Source organism: Collinsella sp. AM10-26 (genome assembly GCF_003472525.1).
Lineage (GTDB): Bacteria > Actinomycetota > Coriobacteriia > Coriobacteriales > Coriobacteriaceae > Collinsella.
Map to the genome: position 1 here is coordinate 26935 of NZ_QRMC01000007.1, position 16037 is coordinate 42971.

General features: G+C 60.4%; 14 protein-coding genes. 4 read left to right on the plus strand and 10 right to left on the minus strand.

The annotated features are described in order from the left end of the window. Positions 1-92: 92 nt before the first annotated feature. The 6 genes from DW123_RS07370 to DW123_RS07395 form a co-directional block, all read right to left on the minus strand. A complete protein-coding gene (locus tag DW123_RS07370; protein WP_147351604.1) occupies positions 93-458 on the minus strand; it encodes a hypothetical protein in 366 nt (121 codons plus the stop codon). A 185-nt stretch (positions 459-643) separates the two neighbouring features. Continuing rightward, positions 644-910 (minus strand): HPr family phosphocarrier protein, encoded by a 267-nt coding sequence (locus DW123_RS07375; RefSeq protein WP_118273235.1) that lies wholly within the window; start codon positions 908-910, stop codon positions 644-646. A gap of 9 nt (positions 911-919) precedes the next feature. Beyond that, complete coding sequence (locus DW123_RS07380) at positions 920-2458, minus strand: glycoside hydrolase family 1 protein (RefSeq protein WP_118273236.1); 1539 nt, start codon at positions 2456-2458, stop codon at positions 920-922. A 72-nt stretch (positions 2459-2530) separates the two neighbouring features. After that, entirely contained in the window at positions 2531-2857 is a 327-nt protein-coding gene (locus DW123_RS07385; protein ID WP_118273237.1) for a PTS lactose/cellobiose transporter subunit IIA, read from the minus strand. A gap of 96 nt (positions 2858-2953) precedes the next feature. Further along, positions 2954-4273, minus strand: coding sequence for a PTS sugar transporter subunit IIC (locus DW123_RS07390; RefSeq protein WP_118273238.1), 1320 nt, complete (start codon positions 4271-4273; stop codon positions 2954-2956). 11 nt (positions 4274-4284) lie between these two features. Next, positions 4285-4614, minus strand: a complete 330-nt coding sequence (locus DW123_RS07395) for a PTS sugar transporter subunit IIB (RefSeq protein ID WP_117803548.1) — start codon at positions 4612-4614, stop codon at positions 4285-4287. Between the two features lie 302 nt (positions 4615-4916). Between DW123_RS07395 and DW123_RS07400 the strand changes: the two genes are divergently transcribed. Then, on the plus strand, positions 4917-6887 hold the full coding sequence (locus DW123_RS07400) for a PTS sugar transporter subunit IIA (protein WP_118273239.1): 1971 nt from the start codon (positions 4917-4919) through the stop codon (positions 6885-6887). Positions 6888-7069: 182 nt separating this feature from the next. Further along, complete coding sequence (locus DW123_RS07405) at positions 7070-7738, plus strand: HAD family hydrolase (protein ID WP_233540155.1); 669 nt, start codon at positions 7070-7072, stop codon at positions 7736-7738. Positions 7739-8103: 365 nt separating this feature from the next. Here the strand turns inward: DW123_RS07405 and DW123_RS07410 are convergent, their stop codons facing one another. From DW123_RS07410 to DW123_RS09500, 4 genes are all read right to left on the minus strand, one after another. Beyond that, positions 8104-8661 (minus strand): hypothetical protein, encoded by a 558-nt coding sequence (locus DW123_RS07410; RefSeq protein ID WP_118273241.1) that lies wholly within the window; start codon positions 8659-8661, stop codon positions 8104-8106. Positions 8662-8897: 236 nt separating this feature from the next. Continuing rightward, positions 8898-9434, minus strand: coding sequence for a PTS glucose transporter subunit IIA (locus tag DW123_RS07415; RefSeq protein ID WP_117735368.1), 537 nt, complete (start codon positions 9432-9434; stop codon positions 8898-8900). Positions 9435-9574: 140 nt separating this feature from the next. Next, positions 9575-11014 (minus strand): glycoside hydrolase family 1 protein, encoded by a 1440-nt coding sequence (locus DW123_RS07420; protein ID WP_118273242.1) that lies wholly within the window; start codon positions 11012-11014, stop codon positions 9575-9577. 255 nt (positions 11015-11269) lie between these two features. Next, positions 11270-12298 (minus strand): AraC family transcriptional regulator, encoded by a 1029-nt coding sequence (locus DW123_RS09500; protein ID WP_158570719.1) that lies wholly within the window; start codon positions 12296-12298, stop codon positions 11270-11272. 97 nt (positions 12299-12395) lie between these two features. Here DW123_RS09500 and DW123_RS07435 point away from each other — a divergent pair, with 97 nt between their 5' ends. Both DW123_RS07435 and DW123_RS07440 read left to right on the plus strand, forming a co-directional pair. Continuing rightward, entirely contained in the window at positions 12396-15011 is a 2616-nt protein-coding gene (locus tag DW123_RS07435; RefSeq protein WP_158570720.1) for a glycosyl hydrolase, read from the plus strand. Positions 15012-15111: 100 nt separating this feature from the next. Beyond that, positions 15112-15966: a MurR/RpiR family transcriptional regulator gene (locus tag DW123_RS07440; RefSeq protein ID WP_118273245.1), complete on the plus strand. Its 855-nt coding sequence runs from the start codon at positions 15112-15114 to the stop codon at positions 15964-15966. The last annotated feature ends 71 nt before the right edge of the window (positions 15967-16037 follow it).

Consider the following 16037-nt stretch of genomic DNA (forward strand, 5'->3'; position numbering starts at 1 on the left):
ATCGACGAATGCATTTCCCCCAAATATCAAATAGCCCCGCGACCGGGCTGAAATCGGTCGCGGGGCTTTGCATTTTCAAGCTTTGCTGTTGTCTACGATCTGAACTTTGGATACGTCAGCAGCATGAGCGCGACGCTCACGCCCAGCTGCATGAGAATCTGGCGCACGTCGCCGGCACCTCCTAACGCCGCGGCGCGAACCAGATTGGCGACGCCGAGTGGCATGCCGCCGCCAAACCAGAGCGAGAGACCTAGCAGCACCTTGTCGCCCATATCAGGCTCAAAGGGCACCGAGGCCACCACCGCCCGATACGCTCGCACCTCAAGGAAGATCAACGCCACGATGAGCAGCAAGGTAACGAGCATCGACGCGATCGATGCAGAGGACGCCGCAGAGCCCGTAAGCTCGCCCACAGTCGCATCCATAAGTAGAACGCCGACCGCATAAATCAGTGACATGACCCCCAGGGTCGTAAGCGCCGAACGCGCCCCAACGCGCCCCGCGCCCCTAGCGCCAACGTTTCTTGCCTTCATCGTTAACCTCCCTAAAGCAAAGGACCCGCCGGCGCGCACCGGCGGGCCAATCTTTCTGGAGCCAGCCCACCTTGGGTGGCCCAAAGCGCATCGGCGCGGCTTTTGCCCGCCTACTCCCCGCAGCCACTCTCGACAAGCGCCACGAGGGCATCGACGGCGGCCGCCTCGTCGGCGCCGTCGGCCGCAATCACAATCTCGCAACTGCAGGTCATCCCCAGGCTCATGACCATCAAGATAGACTTGGCGTCCTTGGCGTCTCCGCCCACCTTGCCAACGGTGATCGAGCTCTCGTACTTGCTTGCCTCCTGCACAAACAGCGACGCAGGACGCGCGTGGATACCGCTCGGATTCTTGACGACCGTCGTCTTGGAAACCATCTCTGCTCCTTACTCCACCACGATGTTGTCGGTTGCGGTATCGGCACCATTGCTAGCGATAAGTTTCTTATAGTAGAAGAAGCTCTTCTTCTTACCGCGTTTGCCGGTGCCGTTGCCGTGGTCGTCCTGGTCGACCGAGATCTGGCCGTAGCGCTTGGTCATCTCAGAGGTGCCGGAGCTGATCAGGTCGATAGGACCCCACCAGGCGTAACCAAAGACGTCGACACCGTCGAGAATCGCCTGGTGCATCTGCTCGACGTGCTCCTTCATATACTCGATGTGCGCGTCGTCGTCGCAGTAGCCGTTCTCATCGCGGTTCTCGGTCATGCCGTTGCCGTTCTCGGCGATAAAGATCGGCAGGTGGTAGCGATCGTAGATGTGGTTGAGCGTGATGCGGAATCCCACGGGGTCGATCGGCCAGCCCCACTCGGTCATCTCGAGGTATTGGTTCTTGATCTCGGTAAGTAGCTTGCCGCTCGGCTCGGGGGAGATCTTGCCCTTGTAGCGCATGATGTAGGTCATGTAATAGCTGATGGAGATGTAATCCACCACGCCGGCCTTGAGGGTTTCGAGGTCGCCGTCCTCCATCTTGATATCGACGCCGTAGTCGCGGAAGAAGCGCTTTACGTAGTAGGGGTACTCGCCCTTGGCCTGGATATCGGTGAAGAACCAGTTGAAGTGGTCCTCAAAAAGCACCTGGAGCTGATCCTCGGGCTTGGAGGTCTCGGCGTAGTTCTCAAGACGGCAGAGCATGTTGCCGATGTGAGCCTCGGGGTCAATCTCGCGCAGTTTGATAACCGCCTTGGCGGAAGCCACGAGCTGGTTGTGAGCGACCTGGAACTTCTCGGGCCAACGGCCGGCATAGGGGTTGGAGCCGTCTTCTTTCTCGTCCCAAATCACGCCGCAGCAGGTGCAGGGGTTGGCGTAGACGTGGTTGATTTCGTTGAAGGTCATCCAATACTTGACCTTGCCCTTGTAGCGGCGGAAAAGCGTCTCAGCATAGTGCTCAAAGGCGTCGACCACGTGACGGCTCGCAAAGCCGTTGTACTCCTCGGCCAGGTGAAGCGGCATATCAAAGTGGTTGAGGGTGACCATGGGCTCGATCCCGTGCTTATGGCACTCGTCAAAGACTTTATCGTAGAAGGCCAGACCCTCCTCGTTGGGCAGGGCGTCGTCGCCGTTGGGGAAGATACGGCTCCAGGAAATGCTCATGCGAAAGACGCCAAAGCCCATCTCGCCCAAAAGCGCAATGTCCTCCTTGTAGGCGTGGTAGAAGTCGATGCCGCGTCGTTTGGGAAAATCATAGGCCATCTCGTCTGCCTTGCGAGCTGCGAGTGACTGTCGCGTAACGGAGTTGAGCGGGCCGCCCTCGACGATGCCCTCGCGGGCGCAGGTCTCGCGGTCGAGCAGAATCACATAGTCGGAGACCGCAGGGCCGCGACCGCCCTCGTCCCATGCGCCCTCGATCTGGTTGGCAGCGGTAGCGCCGCCCCAGAGAAAGCCCTCGGGAAAAGTCTCACCAAAGTCATAGGTAGAAAGGTCGATCATGGCATGTCCTCATCTCTCTTGGTTGGGTTGGGGATGCGAGCCGCAGGACACGGCCCGCAATCGGAAGACGCGTTAGCGGGCGGTCAGCGCGCGCACTACGGGCATCATCTTCTTGGCCATGTGCAGCTCGGCGCTGATGGTCATAAGCGTATCCTGGGCGTGCACGAACAGCAGGGAGTACTCGACCTCCTCGCCGCCCGCCTGGCGCTGGATCATCTCGGTCTGCGCTTTGTGCGCCTCAAGGATCTTGGCATCAGCCTCGGCAAGGTGCGCGTCTGCCGCATCGAAATCGAACTCCGCCAGGGCGTCCATCGCCTTGTCGATGTAGGCGCGGCCGTCGCCAGCGTTGATGATGACGTTCATCGCGACTGCGGGAACGTTGATTTTCTCATCAGCCATCATGGCCTCCTATTCTTGGATACCGGCCGCGTCCACGGCCGGTACTGAAACATCTAGTAGCAACTAGGCGACGGACTCTGAGTCGCCCGTAGGGGTTTACTCGGCAGCAGCTACGGCAGCGGCCTTGGCGGCCTCCTTGGCAGCCTTCTTGGCCGCCTTCTTTGCAGCCCTCTCGGCAGCTTGCTCTTCCTCGATCTTGCACTGGTAGTCATCGGCAGCCTTGAAGAACGGGAACCACAGAATCGCGGCGATCAGCAGGTTGACGCAGACCAGTGCGATATTGCGCACGTCTCCGCCCGACATAAAGAACGCCGAGACCGCATTGGGCAGGAAGTTCATATCGAAATTCTCGACGTGCAGGCTCGCCCAGCCCATGCTCATCCAGAGGTAGGCGTTGGCAGACAGCAGGATAGACTGCAGCACCATGGGGATGAACATAAAGGGGTTGGCGACGATCGTGGAGAAGACCAGCGGCTCGTTAATGTTGAACAGCGACGGGATAATCGTTGCACGGCCGAGCGTCTTGTTCTTCTTGGACTTGGCAAAGAGCATGTAGAAGGCCAACGGAAGCGTTGCGCCCTCGCCGCCGATCATGATGTAGCGAGTAATGCCGTACGCGTTAATGTTAGTGGGAGCGAGGCCTGCGGCATAGGCGGCCATGTTCTCGGCAAGAGCAGACTTTTGGATGGACTGCTGGATCGGCGAGAACACCCAGCCGGAGATGCCAAAGAAGTAGAAGGTGTCCATGACAAGCGGGATGGCGATGGTGCCGGGCAACGTCTGGGCAAAGCCGGTAACGGGCGAAAGGATGATCGCGACCGCGCTAAAAACGTCGACCTGGAGCATGTTGGTAAAGAGCCAAGCCACAAAAAGCGACAGCAGCACCGCAATGATGTTATCGAACCAGTTCTTGACGAAGTCGGGCACGAGGCTGTCCTCGGAAAAGAACGTCATGCGCGCCATGCGCTTGTAGATAAAGCCAACGACAAATCCCACGACCATCGCGGTGAACATGCCACCCGCGCCAAACTTGGCCATCTGGAAGACATAGCCCTGATCGGTGATGGTGGGGTTCATGCACAGCATAAAAGCGCCTATACCGGTAAAACCGGCAATCATGCTGCGGTCTTTGCGATCTTCCTTGACCGCAACGTTATGCGGGATGATAAACGCCATGAACATGCCCACGAGGCCAAACGAGAACGTAGTGAGCGGCGACAGGTCGGGCAGGGCCGGGACAAAGCGACGGATAATGTTCCACAGGCTCGGGATGGCCGAGACCATGGAGAAGGGGACGATGTAGAGAACTGCGTCGGAGATAACGCCAAACCAGTAGGTTGAGGTAAGCTTGTTCATCACGGGGACGACATGCTCGGTGATCCACGCCTGGATCGCTTCCATGAACTTTTGCAGCATGTTGTCCCCTCCTAGTCTTCGTCAAGCAGGTCGTAGGCATCCTCGAGGATGCTCTCGCCGTCGAGTGCCGCGTAATAGTCGGGGTCGATGGCCATGACCTTCACGCCGTGAGATGCCACTTGAGACTGGATCTCGGGCACCTCGGAGGCGAAGTGCGGACCGAGCAGGAGGACGTCGATCTTGTCGGCGTAGTCCATAATCTCAGACTTACTGACTGCCTTGATGGTGCAGTCAAGACCCTTAGACTTTGCGACCTTGCGCATGCCTGCCGCCATAAAGCCGGTCGAGGCACCGATGCCGCAAGCGAGGAGAATGCGAACGGTGCCGTTCTCATCTGCCATGGGGTACTCCTTTCCCAATAAGCGGGCTCGAGGCAGCTCCGATGCCGCTGCGATCCCCGCTGTGTTCTTGGGCGCCCGTGTCGACCCGGCCGCCCTTGACCGTGACTGCACTATACGCTGCGGAGGGCTCTTGCCGCCAACCGACTTCTTGCCGCATAGCGGCAAGGCAGCAGATTTTCCGCCCGCACGGCAAGCCGGGCGATTTTCCGCTTGGGCGGCAAATTGGAAAAGACGCCCTTTCTTAACCTGAGATACCATGGGGCGGTACACCCTGTCTGCCGTTCATCTCCTGGAGGAAAGCCATGGCGAGCGCCAAGCAGAACCGCATTAACCGCATGATCGACGTGCTCGAAAACAGCAGCTCATGGGTGTCTTCCTCGATGCTTGCAGGCCTTTTGGGCGCGAGTGAACGAAGCATCCGCAACTATGTTGTAGAGGTCAACGAGGCCGGCTCGCGACATATCGAATCGTCTAAAGAGGGCTATCGCCTTGCCGTGGCAGCACCGGCTGCCACCAGCGCTGCCGCAAGTCCTCGCGAGAGCGTCGATGCCCTCCCCGCGAACGCGGACTCCAGGCGCGACTTTACTATCTCCCGCCTCGTCAACGCACGTGATGGACTCTCCGTCTTTGATATCGCCGATGAGCTCTTTATCAGCGAGAGCACGCTTCAGAGCTCCGTGATGCCGCAGGTGCGCGCGCTCGTGCGGCAGTTCGGCCTCAATGTCGAGACACACGACTACCGCATGACGCTCAGGGGGCGCGAGGCCGACAAGCGCAAGCTTCTCGGCCACATAGCCACCCACAACTCCTATGGCTACTTCACCTCGACCAAAACGCTCGAAAACATGTTTCCCGACTTTGACGTGCAGGCGACTCTCTCGAGCTTAGTCGAGATCTGCCAGCGCTCGGACCTGTTTATCAACGACTACGCGCTCTCCAACCTGCTCGTGCACCTGCTGGTGATCATCATCAGACTGACCTCGAACAACGAGCTCAGCGAGGTGGACGGCCCCATCGACGCAGACGGCCTAGTAGCACAGCTCAGGCAGCGCGAACAGATCGTACGCTGCGCCCAGCGCATTGCCGCCTACTTTGAGAAGGAGTTTGGTTGCGCCATCCCACGCGACGATTTTCAGCAGATTCTGCTGCTTTTGGCGCTTTCCGTCGAGCGTTGCGATTTTAACGAGCTCAGCCGCGAGAAGCTCTCAAGCATCATTGACCGCGAATTTGTAGACATGGTTCTGGGGATCCTCGACGAGTGCGGAAAGCGCTACGACCTGCCACGCTTTATCGACGAGCCCATGCGCCTACAACTCGTCCTACATATGTTTAACGCCTACCAGCGCGCCGTCTACCGCGTAAGCTACCCCAACCCGCTCGCCGCGCAGATCAAAAGCGAGTACGCACCGGTCTACGACATGGCGGTCTATATCGCCCACCGTTTCTCCACCGCCATGGATATTGAGGTGGGCGAAAACGAAATCGCGTTTATCGCCTTTCATATCGGCGCTTACTTTGAGAAGTTCTCCGCACCCGACGGCGCCGTCACCTGCACAGTGATTATCGAGGAGTACCACGACTTTGCACGAAGGCTCGTCGACGACCTCAAGACCGAGTTTGGCGATGACATAAGCGTTGTCGCCGTGATGAGCTGCGACAGTTACCTGGCCAATCCGCCCGAAAGCGATGCGGTAATCACCACAATCGACGTGCCGGTTTGTGGAGGCACCACCAAAGTCTTGATCGGACCCATCCTCACTAAGCAAAACGTGCGAAAGATTCGCGACCGGCTTTGCGCCATCCAGGAGCGGCGGCGGCGCCTCTATGCCCAGGGCCTTTTGGGGCGTCTGCTGCAGCCGGGACTGTTTATACGCAACATAGACGTAGTCGACGCCACAAGCTGCATCGACCAAATGGGGAAGCTTTTGGCTGTTCAGGGGCTCGCAACGCCTGAGTTTATCGCTGACGTGCATCTGCGTGAGAGCGTCTCATCGACGGCGTTTACCGACAGCCTCGCCATACCCCACGCGATCTCGGTATATCCCAAGCGCTCGTTTATCGCTGTGGCCCACAATGACACCCCGATTCCCTGGGGACGCCACGACGTGCGGTTTGTGCTGCTCATAGGCATCGCACAGGAAGATATGGGGCTCTTTAGAGATGTGCTCGACCTGATTATCGAAGTGTTCTCCTCGGTAGAGACCACGATGAGGCTCATGCAGACCGACACGTTCGAAGAGTTTCTGGCTGCGTTTACGCACGATATCGGATAAAAGGCTCGACCCGCATCCTCGACATGCTCGTAGGAGAGCAGCTTCCGAGAATTTGCTAGGGCGGAATTGCACGGCTGGCGCGATGTGGCTTGATATCCCTGGAGATGTTCAGATTCCAGCCACGCCAGACGCGTAAGCCCAGTATTATGAGGTGCGTTTTAAACTCAATGACGGGAGCTTTCATGGCAGCAGCTTTTACCCATGTGATCTTTGATCTGGACGGCACCATCCTCAACACGCTCGAGGACCTGGCAGCCGCCGGTAACCATACCTGTGAGATGCACGGCTGGCCCACGTTTGCCGTTGACGAATACCGCTATAAGGTGGGAAACGGCATGCTCAAGCTGGTTGAGCGCTTTATGCCCGCCGAGTATGCGGGCGACGGGCGTATGTTTGAGCAGACGCTTGCCGAGTTTAGGGCCTATTACGGCGAGCACAAGGAGGACCACACCGCGCCCTATGCCGGTACGATCGAAATGCTCGACCGCCTGCGCACCGCGGGCGTCACGCTCGCCGTGCTCACTAACAAGGACCACGTCTCGGCGGCACCGCTTATCGAGAAGTATTTTGGTTCCGAGCGCTTTGCGCTGGTGCAGGGCCGTGTTGATTCGTTTCCGCCCAAGCCCGAAGCACCCGTCACACTGCATGTGATGGAAGAGCTGGGCGCCGATCCGGCAACCACGCTCTATGTGGGCGATTCGAATGTCGATGTTCTGACCGGCCACAACGCCGGCCTTAAGAGCGCGGGCGTCAGCTGGGGCTTCCGCGGCCGCGCAGAGCTGGAAGCCGCCGGCGCCGACTGCGTGGTAGATACGCAGGACGAACTCGCGGCGCTGATCCTGGGCGAGTAACGAAGTCGCCACCTAACGCGGCCGTAGCGACTCTGCCACGCGGAAAGCGCGCCCCACTATTCGGCCAAAAACCGGGTCGCATTTTCCCGAGCCCTCGATGCAACGCTGGCGCAAGGAGTGTCCCCGGCTGCCGACAGAAAAGGAACGTCCCCATCTGCCGCCTTAAGCCAGCCAAGGGAGCGTCGTTGTTTTGGCAACGACAGCGAAAGCCCGCCAGAGCGAGCAAGGTGACGTGAAATGAAAGGGCGCTGACCTTCTGGTCGCGCCCTTGAAATTGAACGTCAGATTGCCGCTCTGGCGGGCTTGCAGCGTCGAGCCGTTACGCGGTTTGGCAAAACCGCGTAACAAACTACCACGTAACTCCCCTAGTTCATCATTGCATTCATCATCTCGGTGGTTGCGGAATCGTCGGCAGACCACTCGTTATCCTCGTTGGCGGAATACTTAAAGGTGACCTTGGTGTCCTTGGGCTTGGCGGCCTTGGTCACATCGACCATAACCTGACCGGCCATCTTGTACAGCTCGTCATCGGAAGGAACCGTGTCAAGCGCAGCGACCTTCTCCTGATACTGGGTGGAAAAGTCCTCGACGATCTGGTTCATGGACTTGCAGGTAATGGAGACCTCGGCAGTCGCGGTACCCTTGTCCTCGTCGACCGTCACGTCGCCGATCTCGTAGTCAAAGCCCTCGAGATAGGTCTTGGCATACTCCTTGGGATCGATACCCAGCTGCTCGAACTCGTCGCCCGAAGCCTCTTCCAGGCCGGCGAGGAAGTCGTCGCCACCGTTCTTGACCTCGTCAAACTGCGTCGTAAGATCCTCGGTGATGAGTTCCTCGATCGAAGGGCCTCCGCAACCAGAAAGCACGACCGCGCATGCAACCAAGACGGCCATGAGGGGCGCAAGCAGCAGCTTCTTTTTCATGTTGTTCCTCCCAATGAGCGGCACCGCGCTTCCCGGACGCGGCGCACGTTGTAATAAGTAAGCCCATACTATCCACTTATAAACACCCTCGACGGCACGAAGGCGCGGTCGGTTCGTTTTAGCGTCCGAACGGTTTGCGAGCCCGCCCAACGTGCAATAAAACGCTTCCCCGCGGTGCAATAAAAAAGGCGGCCGGATAACCCGACCACCCTTGCACACCCTTTGGATGCCGCAGCTTACTTGCGGACGACCTTGACGATGGCATCGCCGGCGGCGACAGCGGAGTCGGCCTCGACGGCGAGCTCGACGTCGGCGAACTCGGCGGTGTTGGACACGGCCACGACGACGCAGTCCTTGTAGCCGGCAGCGGCGATCTTGGCGCGGTCGATCTTGAGCATGGGCTGGCCAGCCTTCACGACGTCGTCAGCCTTGACGAAGCCCTCGAAGCCATCGCCGTTCATGTTGACGGTATCGACGCCAACGTGCACCAGAACCTCGATGCCATTATCGGACTGCAGACCCACGGCGTGACCCATGGTGACGGTCACCTTGCCGTCGCAGGGAGCGTAGACCAGGTCGTCCTCGGGCCACACGGCGCAGCCCTTGCCCAGAACCTCGCCACCAAAGACGGGATCGGGCACGTCGGCCATCTTGATGACCTTGCCCTTGACGGGCGAGCACAGCACATCGGCGCCGGCAGAAGCAGAGATAGAAGCCGGAGCAGCGGCAGCCGCGGGCTCAGCCTTCTTCTTGAACATGTCAAACAGACCCATACGTTTTCTCCTCTTGATTAAGCGCAACGTTATGCGCATGCCTATGGTGATTATAGTGCCAAATGGTTCAAATGCTAAGGTGGGGACTCGAATCGCGAGCCCATCCCGAGGCTTTTCCACGGTGGCACTCATCTTGTCGATTAAGCCAGGCCCTCGGTACCGTTGGACTTGATGATCTTCTGGTAGGCGAAGAAGCTGTCCTTGCGGCGGCGCTCGTAGGTGCCGGTGCCGTCATCGTACTTATCGACGTGGATAAAGCCGTAGCGCTTGCGCATCTCGCCGGTGCCGGCCGAGACCAGGTCGATGGGACCCCACCAGGTATAGGCGATCAGGTCGACGCCGTCCTCGATAGCCTCGCCCATGGCCTTGACATGGCTCTGGAGGTAAACGATACGGTACGGATCGTGGATGGAGCCGTCCTCCTCCACCTCGTCGTAGGCGCCCATGCCGTTCTCGACCACCATCAGCGGAATCTCGTAGCGGGCGTAGATCTCATTGAGGGCGATACGCAGGCCCGTCGGGTCAATCTGCCAGCCCCAGTCGGTGCTCTCGAGGTAGGGGTTTTTGCCGCCAAGGGTCATGTTGCCCTCGGTCATCTCGTGGTCCATATGGGTGCCCACGGTGCCCGACATGTAGTAGCTAAAGGTGTAGAAGTCGACCTTGCCGTCGGCGATGTCCTGCAGGTCGCCGTCGGCGATGTTAAGCTCGATACCGTTCTCGGCCCAGAAGCGCTTGGCGTAGAACGGGTACTTGCCGCGCACCTGCACGTCGGAGCAGTACCAGTTCATGGTGTTCATCTCCTGCTGGGTGGCAAGGACGTCGGCCGGGTCGCATGTGGCGGCATAGGACAGGATAAAGCAGTCCATGTTGCCCATCTTGAGTTTGGGGAAGTGCTCGTGCGCATAGCGGATGGCGCGACCGCTCGCCACAAACTGGTGGTGGAGGGCCTGGAAACGCTGCTGCGGGGTGGTGTGGGCGCCGGAGGCCGGGCCCTCGTAGCCGCGAATCATGCTGGTCTCAAAGAGGTTGCCCAGGTCCAGGGTGCCACAGTTGATCTCGTTGAAGGTGAGCCAGTAGGTCACCTTGTCGTGATAGCGCTCGAGCACGGTCTGGGCGTAGCGCTCAAAGAAGCCGATAAGCTCGCGGCTCTCCCAACCGTTGTACTTCTCGACCAAGGCATAGGGCATCTCGTAGTGGCTGAGCGTAACAAGCGGCTCGATGTTGTGTGCGCGCAGGCAGTCGAAGACACGGTCGTAGAAGGCGAGGCCGGCCTCGTTGGGCTCGGCATCGTCACCGTTGGGGAAGATGCGGCTCCAGGAAATGGACATGCGGAACATGTTGAAGCCCATCTCGGCAAAGAGCGCGATGTCTTCCTCGTAGTGATGGTAGAAGTCGATACCGTCGTGATTGGGGTAGAAGCGGTTGGGGTCGATGTCGAGCGTAATCTGACGTGGCTCCTTGTAGCTGCCGCCCAGGAAGTGGTCATCTACGCTGGGGCCGCGGCCGTCAACGTTCCATGCGCCCTCAAACTGGTTTGCGGCCGTGGCGCCGCCCCAAAAGAATCCCTCGGGAAATCCCATATGTGCCTCCTCGCAGCGGGTTTTATGTGCTGAGCTGAGTATCGCGCGCACTTGGGCGCCCAAGGCGCGGAGGCGCTGCATTGGACACTTCTTTTCGCCCCAACACGTCCGCCAGCTGACACTTTTTGATACCGAGGCCTAGACGAGGCAAAAATCAACCTGATGACCGCCCTCCAACCCGGGTGGATGAAACGAAACATGAGACACAGTATTTAGGTGTGGCATATCGATAGCTAAAAGCCCGTTCCGTCTTACTCATCCACGGTATGTTGCCGGGGTGCAGCCGTAGGCGGCGCGGAACTTGCGGTAGAAAAAGCTCATGTTCTCGTAGCCGACGGCACGCGCCGCCGTCTCGGCCGTAACGCCCGCGCGCAAGAGCTCCGCGGCACGCGCGAGTCTGCGCTCCTGGACCAGCTGCCGATAGGTCTTTCCCACATGCTGCTTGAGCAGCGCCGACGCGTAGTTGGGGCTCACATGAAAGCGTGCCGCCATCTCCTCGAGCGAGCAGGCGGCAAACGAACGCTCGATATAGCCGAGCATCCCTGCCACGAGCGAGGCCGCGCGCCCCGACTCATCGCGCCCCGCCGCCGCGCCGCGCACGAGCTCGCGCTCGTAGCAATCCATGAGCTCGGCCAACAGGAGCTGAAACAGGCGCAGAACGATCTCGGCGCTGTTGAGGCTCGGCTCGTAGTGTTCGCAGAGCATCTCCTGCATGTAGCGTCGCACGCGCCGACTCTCCCCGCAGCGAAAGCGCACGTGCCCGCGATGGTCGGTCTCGCTGTTGAGCGCGTTGAACAAAAACCGCGATACCGCGCTCTCGCGCGAGAGGCTCGCCTCGAGGCTGCGCTGTAAAAAGGTGCGTGAAACGGTCATACTTAGCATGATGTCTTCCTCGCCGAGCGCCGCCACCGCATGCGGGCAGGCGGCATCGAGCAGCAGCACCTCGTTGCGCTCGAGCACGAGTTCCTCCCCCGCAACCGTCTGCGGACAGCGCCCCCGGTACACATAGCTGATCTCAACGTAGTCGTGCACATGCTCGGGTACCGCGTTAAAGCGCGAGTTTCTCCTAATCATCAGGCCAGCTGGCATTCCGGCCTGAGCATATTCCGCCCCCATCTGTCCGATCTTTCGCACCGACCGCCCATCGACCTCAACGCGCTCGGTCATGATCGACCAGTCAAAGGGAGCCTCGTCCCTATATCGTCTCTCGCTGGTGCTCAGCTCGCTCAGCCGGCGCTCGAGCTCCAAGATCTCCATGGCCCCGCCAATCGTTGATTCGGTCATATTCTGCCGTGATTTGGATATTAGCACGCCGCCGCCCGCACGCCAGAATGGAGTCATGCAACATACGCTGCCCACCATCGGCTTGCAAGGAGGATCCATGACCGCGTACTACCAGCAGGTGCTCAACGGTACCTACGACAACCACGTGCTCCCGTTTTTGTGGATGAAGGGCGAGAGCCAACAGACCATTGCCGAGTATCTGGAGAAGATTGCCGGCGCCGATATCCACGAGGTCTGCCTCGAGAGTCGCCCGCATCCCGATTTTTGCGGTGAGGGCTGGTGGCGCGACCTGCGCTTTGTGATCGACACGTGTAAGCAGCTGGGCCTCAAGATCTGGATCTTGGACGACGCACACTTTCCCACCGGATACGCCAACGGCGCCGTCAAGAAGGCGGCGCCCGAGCTCCGCAAGGTCGTTCTCACCCACCGCACCATCGACGTGGTGGGCCCCACGCCGCAGGCGAGCATCGTGCTCACCAACATGTTCGACAAGACGGAGCGCTTCTATGGCGTTACGTTTATGCAGGAGGGGTGCGCCGTCGAGGTGGAGCACCGCGTAATCGAGGACGAGCACGGCATGCCCTGCCGCTTGGTCTTTGACGCACCGGCCGGCATTACGCAGGCGTGCGTGATGTTCACGAGCGGCAAGACCTCCTACAACGAGGACCACATCAACATGGTCGACCGTGCCTCGGTGGCGCAGCTCATCGATGCCGTGTACGAGCCGCACTTTGCGCATCTGGGCGATGAGTTTGGCGAGACCATCCTGGGCTTTTTCTCCGATGAACCCGGCTTTGCCAACGAGAAGGGCGTCACCGGCGCCGATGGTATCTCCGACACGCTCATCGGTAAGGCCACCGCGCCCCTGCCCTGGTCGGCTGAGCTCGAGCGCCGCCTGCGCGCGGCGCTGGGCGAGCGCTACCTGGACGAGCTCCCGCATCTGTGGGATCGCAAGGACGCCGGCGCGCACGTGCGCCACGTGTACATGGACATTGCGAGCACGCTCTACAAGGAGTGCTTCTGCGACCAGCTCGGCGACTGGTGCCGCGCGCACGGCGTGCAGTATATCGGCCACGTGATCGAGGACAAGGATTGCCACGCGCGCCTGGGTGTGGGCGCCGGCCACTACTTCCGCGCCGTGGGCGGCCAGGACATGGCGGGCGTGGACATCGTGATCAACCAGCTCATCCCCGGCATGGACCAAGGGCTCCACTCCTACGGCCGCGGCGTGTGGGACCTGGAGTTCTACAACTACGCGCTGCCCAAGCTGGGCTCCTCGGCAGCGCATCTCGACCCCAAAAAGCAGGGCCGCTGCATGGCCGAGGTGTTTGGCGCTTTTGGCTGGCACGAGGGCCTGCGCGAGATGAAATGGATCGCCGACCACTTTATGGTGCGCGGCGTCAACTGGTTTGTGCCGCATGCCTTTAGCATGGCAGCCTTCCCCGACTTCGACTGCCCGCCGCACTTCTACGCGCACGGTCAGAACCCCCAGTTTGCGCACTTTGGCAAGCTTATGAGCTACATGAACCGCACCTCGAGCCTGCTTTCGGGTGGACGAGCCGTCACACCGGTGGCGCTTCTGTACCACGCCGACGCCGAGTGGGCGGGCGAGGCCTCGTTTATGCAGCATGCCGCCGCCGAGCTTGTGCGTGCGCAGATCGATTTCGATATCGTGCCGGCCGAGGCGTTTGAAGATACCGAGCGCTACGTCGTGGAGTTCGCCGCAGACGGCAGCGGCTTTAGCGTGAACGGCCAGGCGTACCGCTGCCTGGTGATGCCCGGCGCCGAATATGCCGGCGGGGCCGTACTCAACTTTGCCGCGCGCGCTGCGGCCGCAGGCGTTGGCGTATATGCCCTGGATAAGCTGCCGAGCAAGCGCTATGACGGCGAAGCTGCCAGCCGCGCGGGCTTTGCCCCTGTGGAGGCCAACGAGCTTGCAGGCGTGCGCGTTGTTGCCACTTCTGAGCTTGCGAGCGTGCTCGCCGCAGCTGGCATGCAGACCGTGGCGTGCACCGATCCGCAGCCGTGGCTGCGCGCGCTTCGCTACGACCGCGCCGACGAGAGCTACCTCATGCTGGTAAACGAGCATCCCAAGCAGGGCATTCACACGCATGTTGAGCTCGCTGACGGCGCGCCCGTGCACGGCGTGCGCCTCGATTTGCTCAACGGCAGCGCACCCGTCGCCTTTGACGGCACGCTTGAGCTCGCGCCCTACGAGAGCTGCATTGTGGTGCTCGGGACCGAGGCGCCCGCTGCCGACGAGCGCGGAGGCTCCGATGCCGAGCGTGAGGTCACGCGCGTTGACGGCCCCTGGAACGTCTCCTTTGCCACGCCCGGCGCCGATACCACGCACCCGGCCTTTGGCGAGCCCGTCGAGCTTGACGACCTGCACGATCTTTCCTGCGCCGAATTCCCCGGCAAAGCGGGCATCTTCCGCTACCAGGCAAGCTTTGCCGTTACTGAGAACCTCGCCGGCGCCGCGCTCGACCTGGGCGAGGTCTTTGAGGCCGCCACGATCACGCTTGACGGCGCGGATCTGGGCTGCCGCATCTGTCCGCCCTACCGCTTTGAGCTCGGCACCCTTGCCGCCGGCGAACATGCGCTCACAATCGATGTGATCAACACCCTCGACCACGCCATCCCCGACATCTTCGCCCTCACCGAACCCTCCGAGCCCAGTGGCCTGCTCGGCCCCGTCCGCTTGCTCGGGTAACGGCCCCTTACGGGACGCCCGGCTTGCTCTCCCCAGCCAAGCCGGGCGTTTTGTTTACCGCTATGATTGATACATCGCGATACGAACGCATAGGAGTCATATGGACATCAAGCGCAAAATCACCCAAGGCAAGGAGCTCACCCCCACCGAGCAGCAGCTCGGGCAAATGGTTCTTGCCATGGGCGAGGACGTCCGCGGGCTCTCCATTAAGGAATTTGCGCGCCAGGCCAATGTCTCCGTTGCGAGCATCCACCGCTTTTGCAAAAAGCTCGGCCTCGAGGGCTTCAAAGAACTCAAGGTCGAGCTGATGCGCGCAGCCTCGCGCGCAGACTCCGCCCCCGAGGTGGATATCAACTTTCCCTTTGATGCGACCTCCAGCGCCCAGGAGATCTCCGAGCGCATGGCGCGACTGTACGAGACCACGCTTTCCGAGACGCGCGAAATCCTCGACCCGGCACAGCTCGACTACGCCGCCAAGCTCGTCTTACGCGCCGACACCGTGGACATCTACACGGGCTCGCATAACCTGTATCCGGCGGGAATGTTCCGCGATCGCCTGCTTTCCGCCGGTAAGAGCTCGACGTGCTACGACAATATCGAGGCCCAAGTGCGCACGGCGCTCGCCTCGGGCCCCGGCCATACGGCAATCGTCATCTCCTACAGCGGCCTTGCCCCCAACCTCAAGGAGATCTTGCCGATCCTCTGCAGTCGACATGTCCCGGTCATCGTCATCGGCACGCCATACTGTGCCCGCATTCACCCCGGCTTTGCCGCCTATCTCACCGTGAGCGATATCGAGAGCCTGAGCCACCGCATCACGCAGTTTGCCAGTCACATCGCCGTGCAATACGTGCTCGATTCGCTCTACAGCAGCTACTTTGCCAAAGATTACGCCCGCTGCTCCGAGTTCCTCGAGCAGTCCTTCCCCTTTACCAAGCTGCCCGGGCTCAAATAAAACGAGAGAGGATTTTTGGACACTTAAATGACGAGGGTGGATAATCTCCCACTTTGAGCCTGCGCACAGGC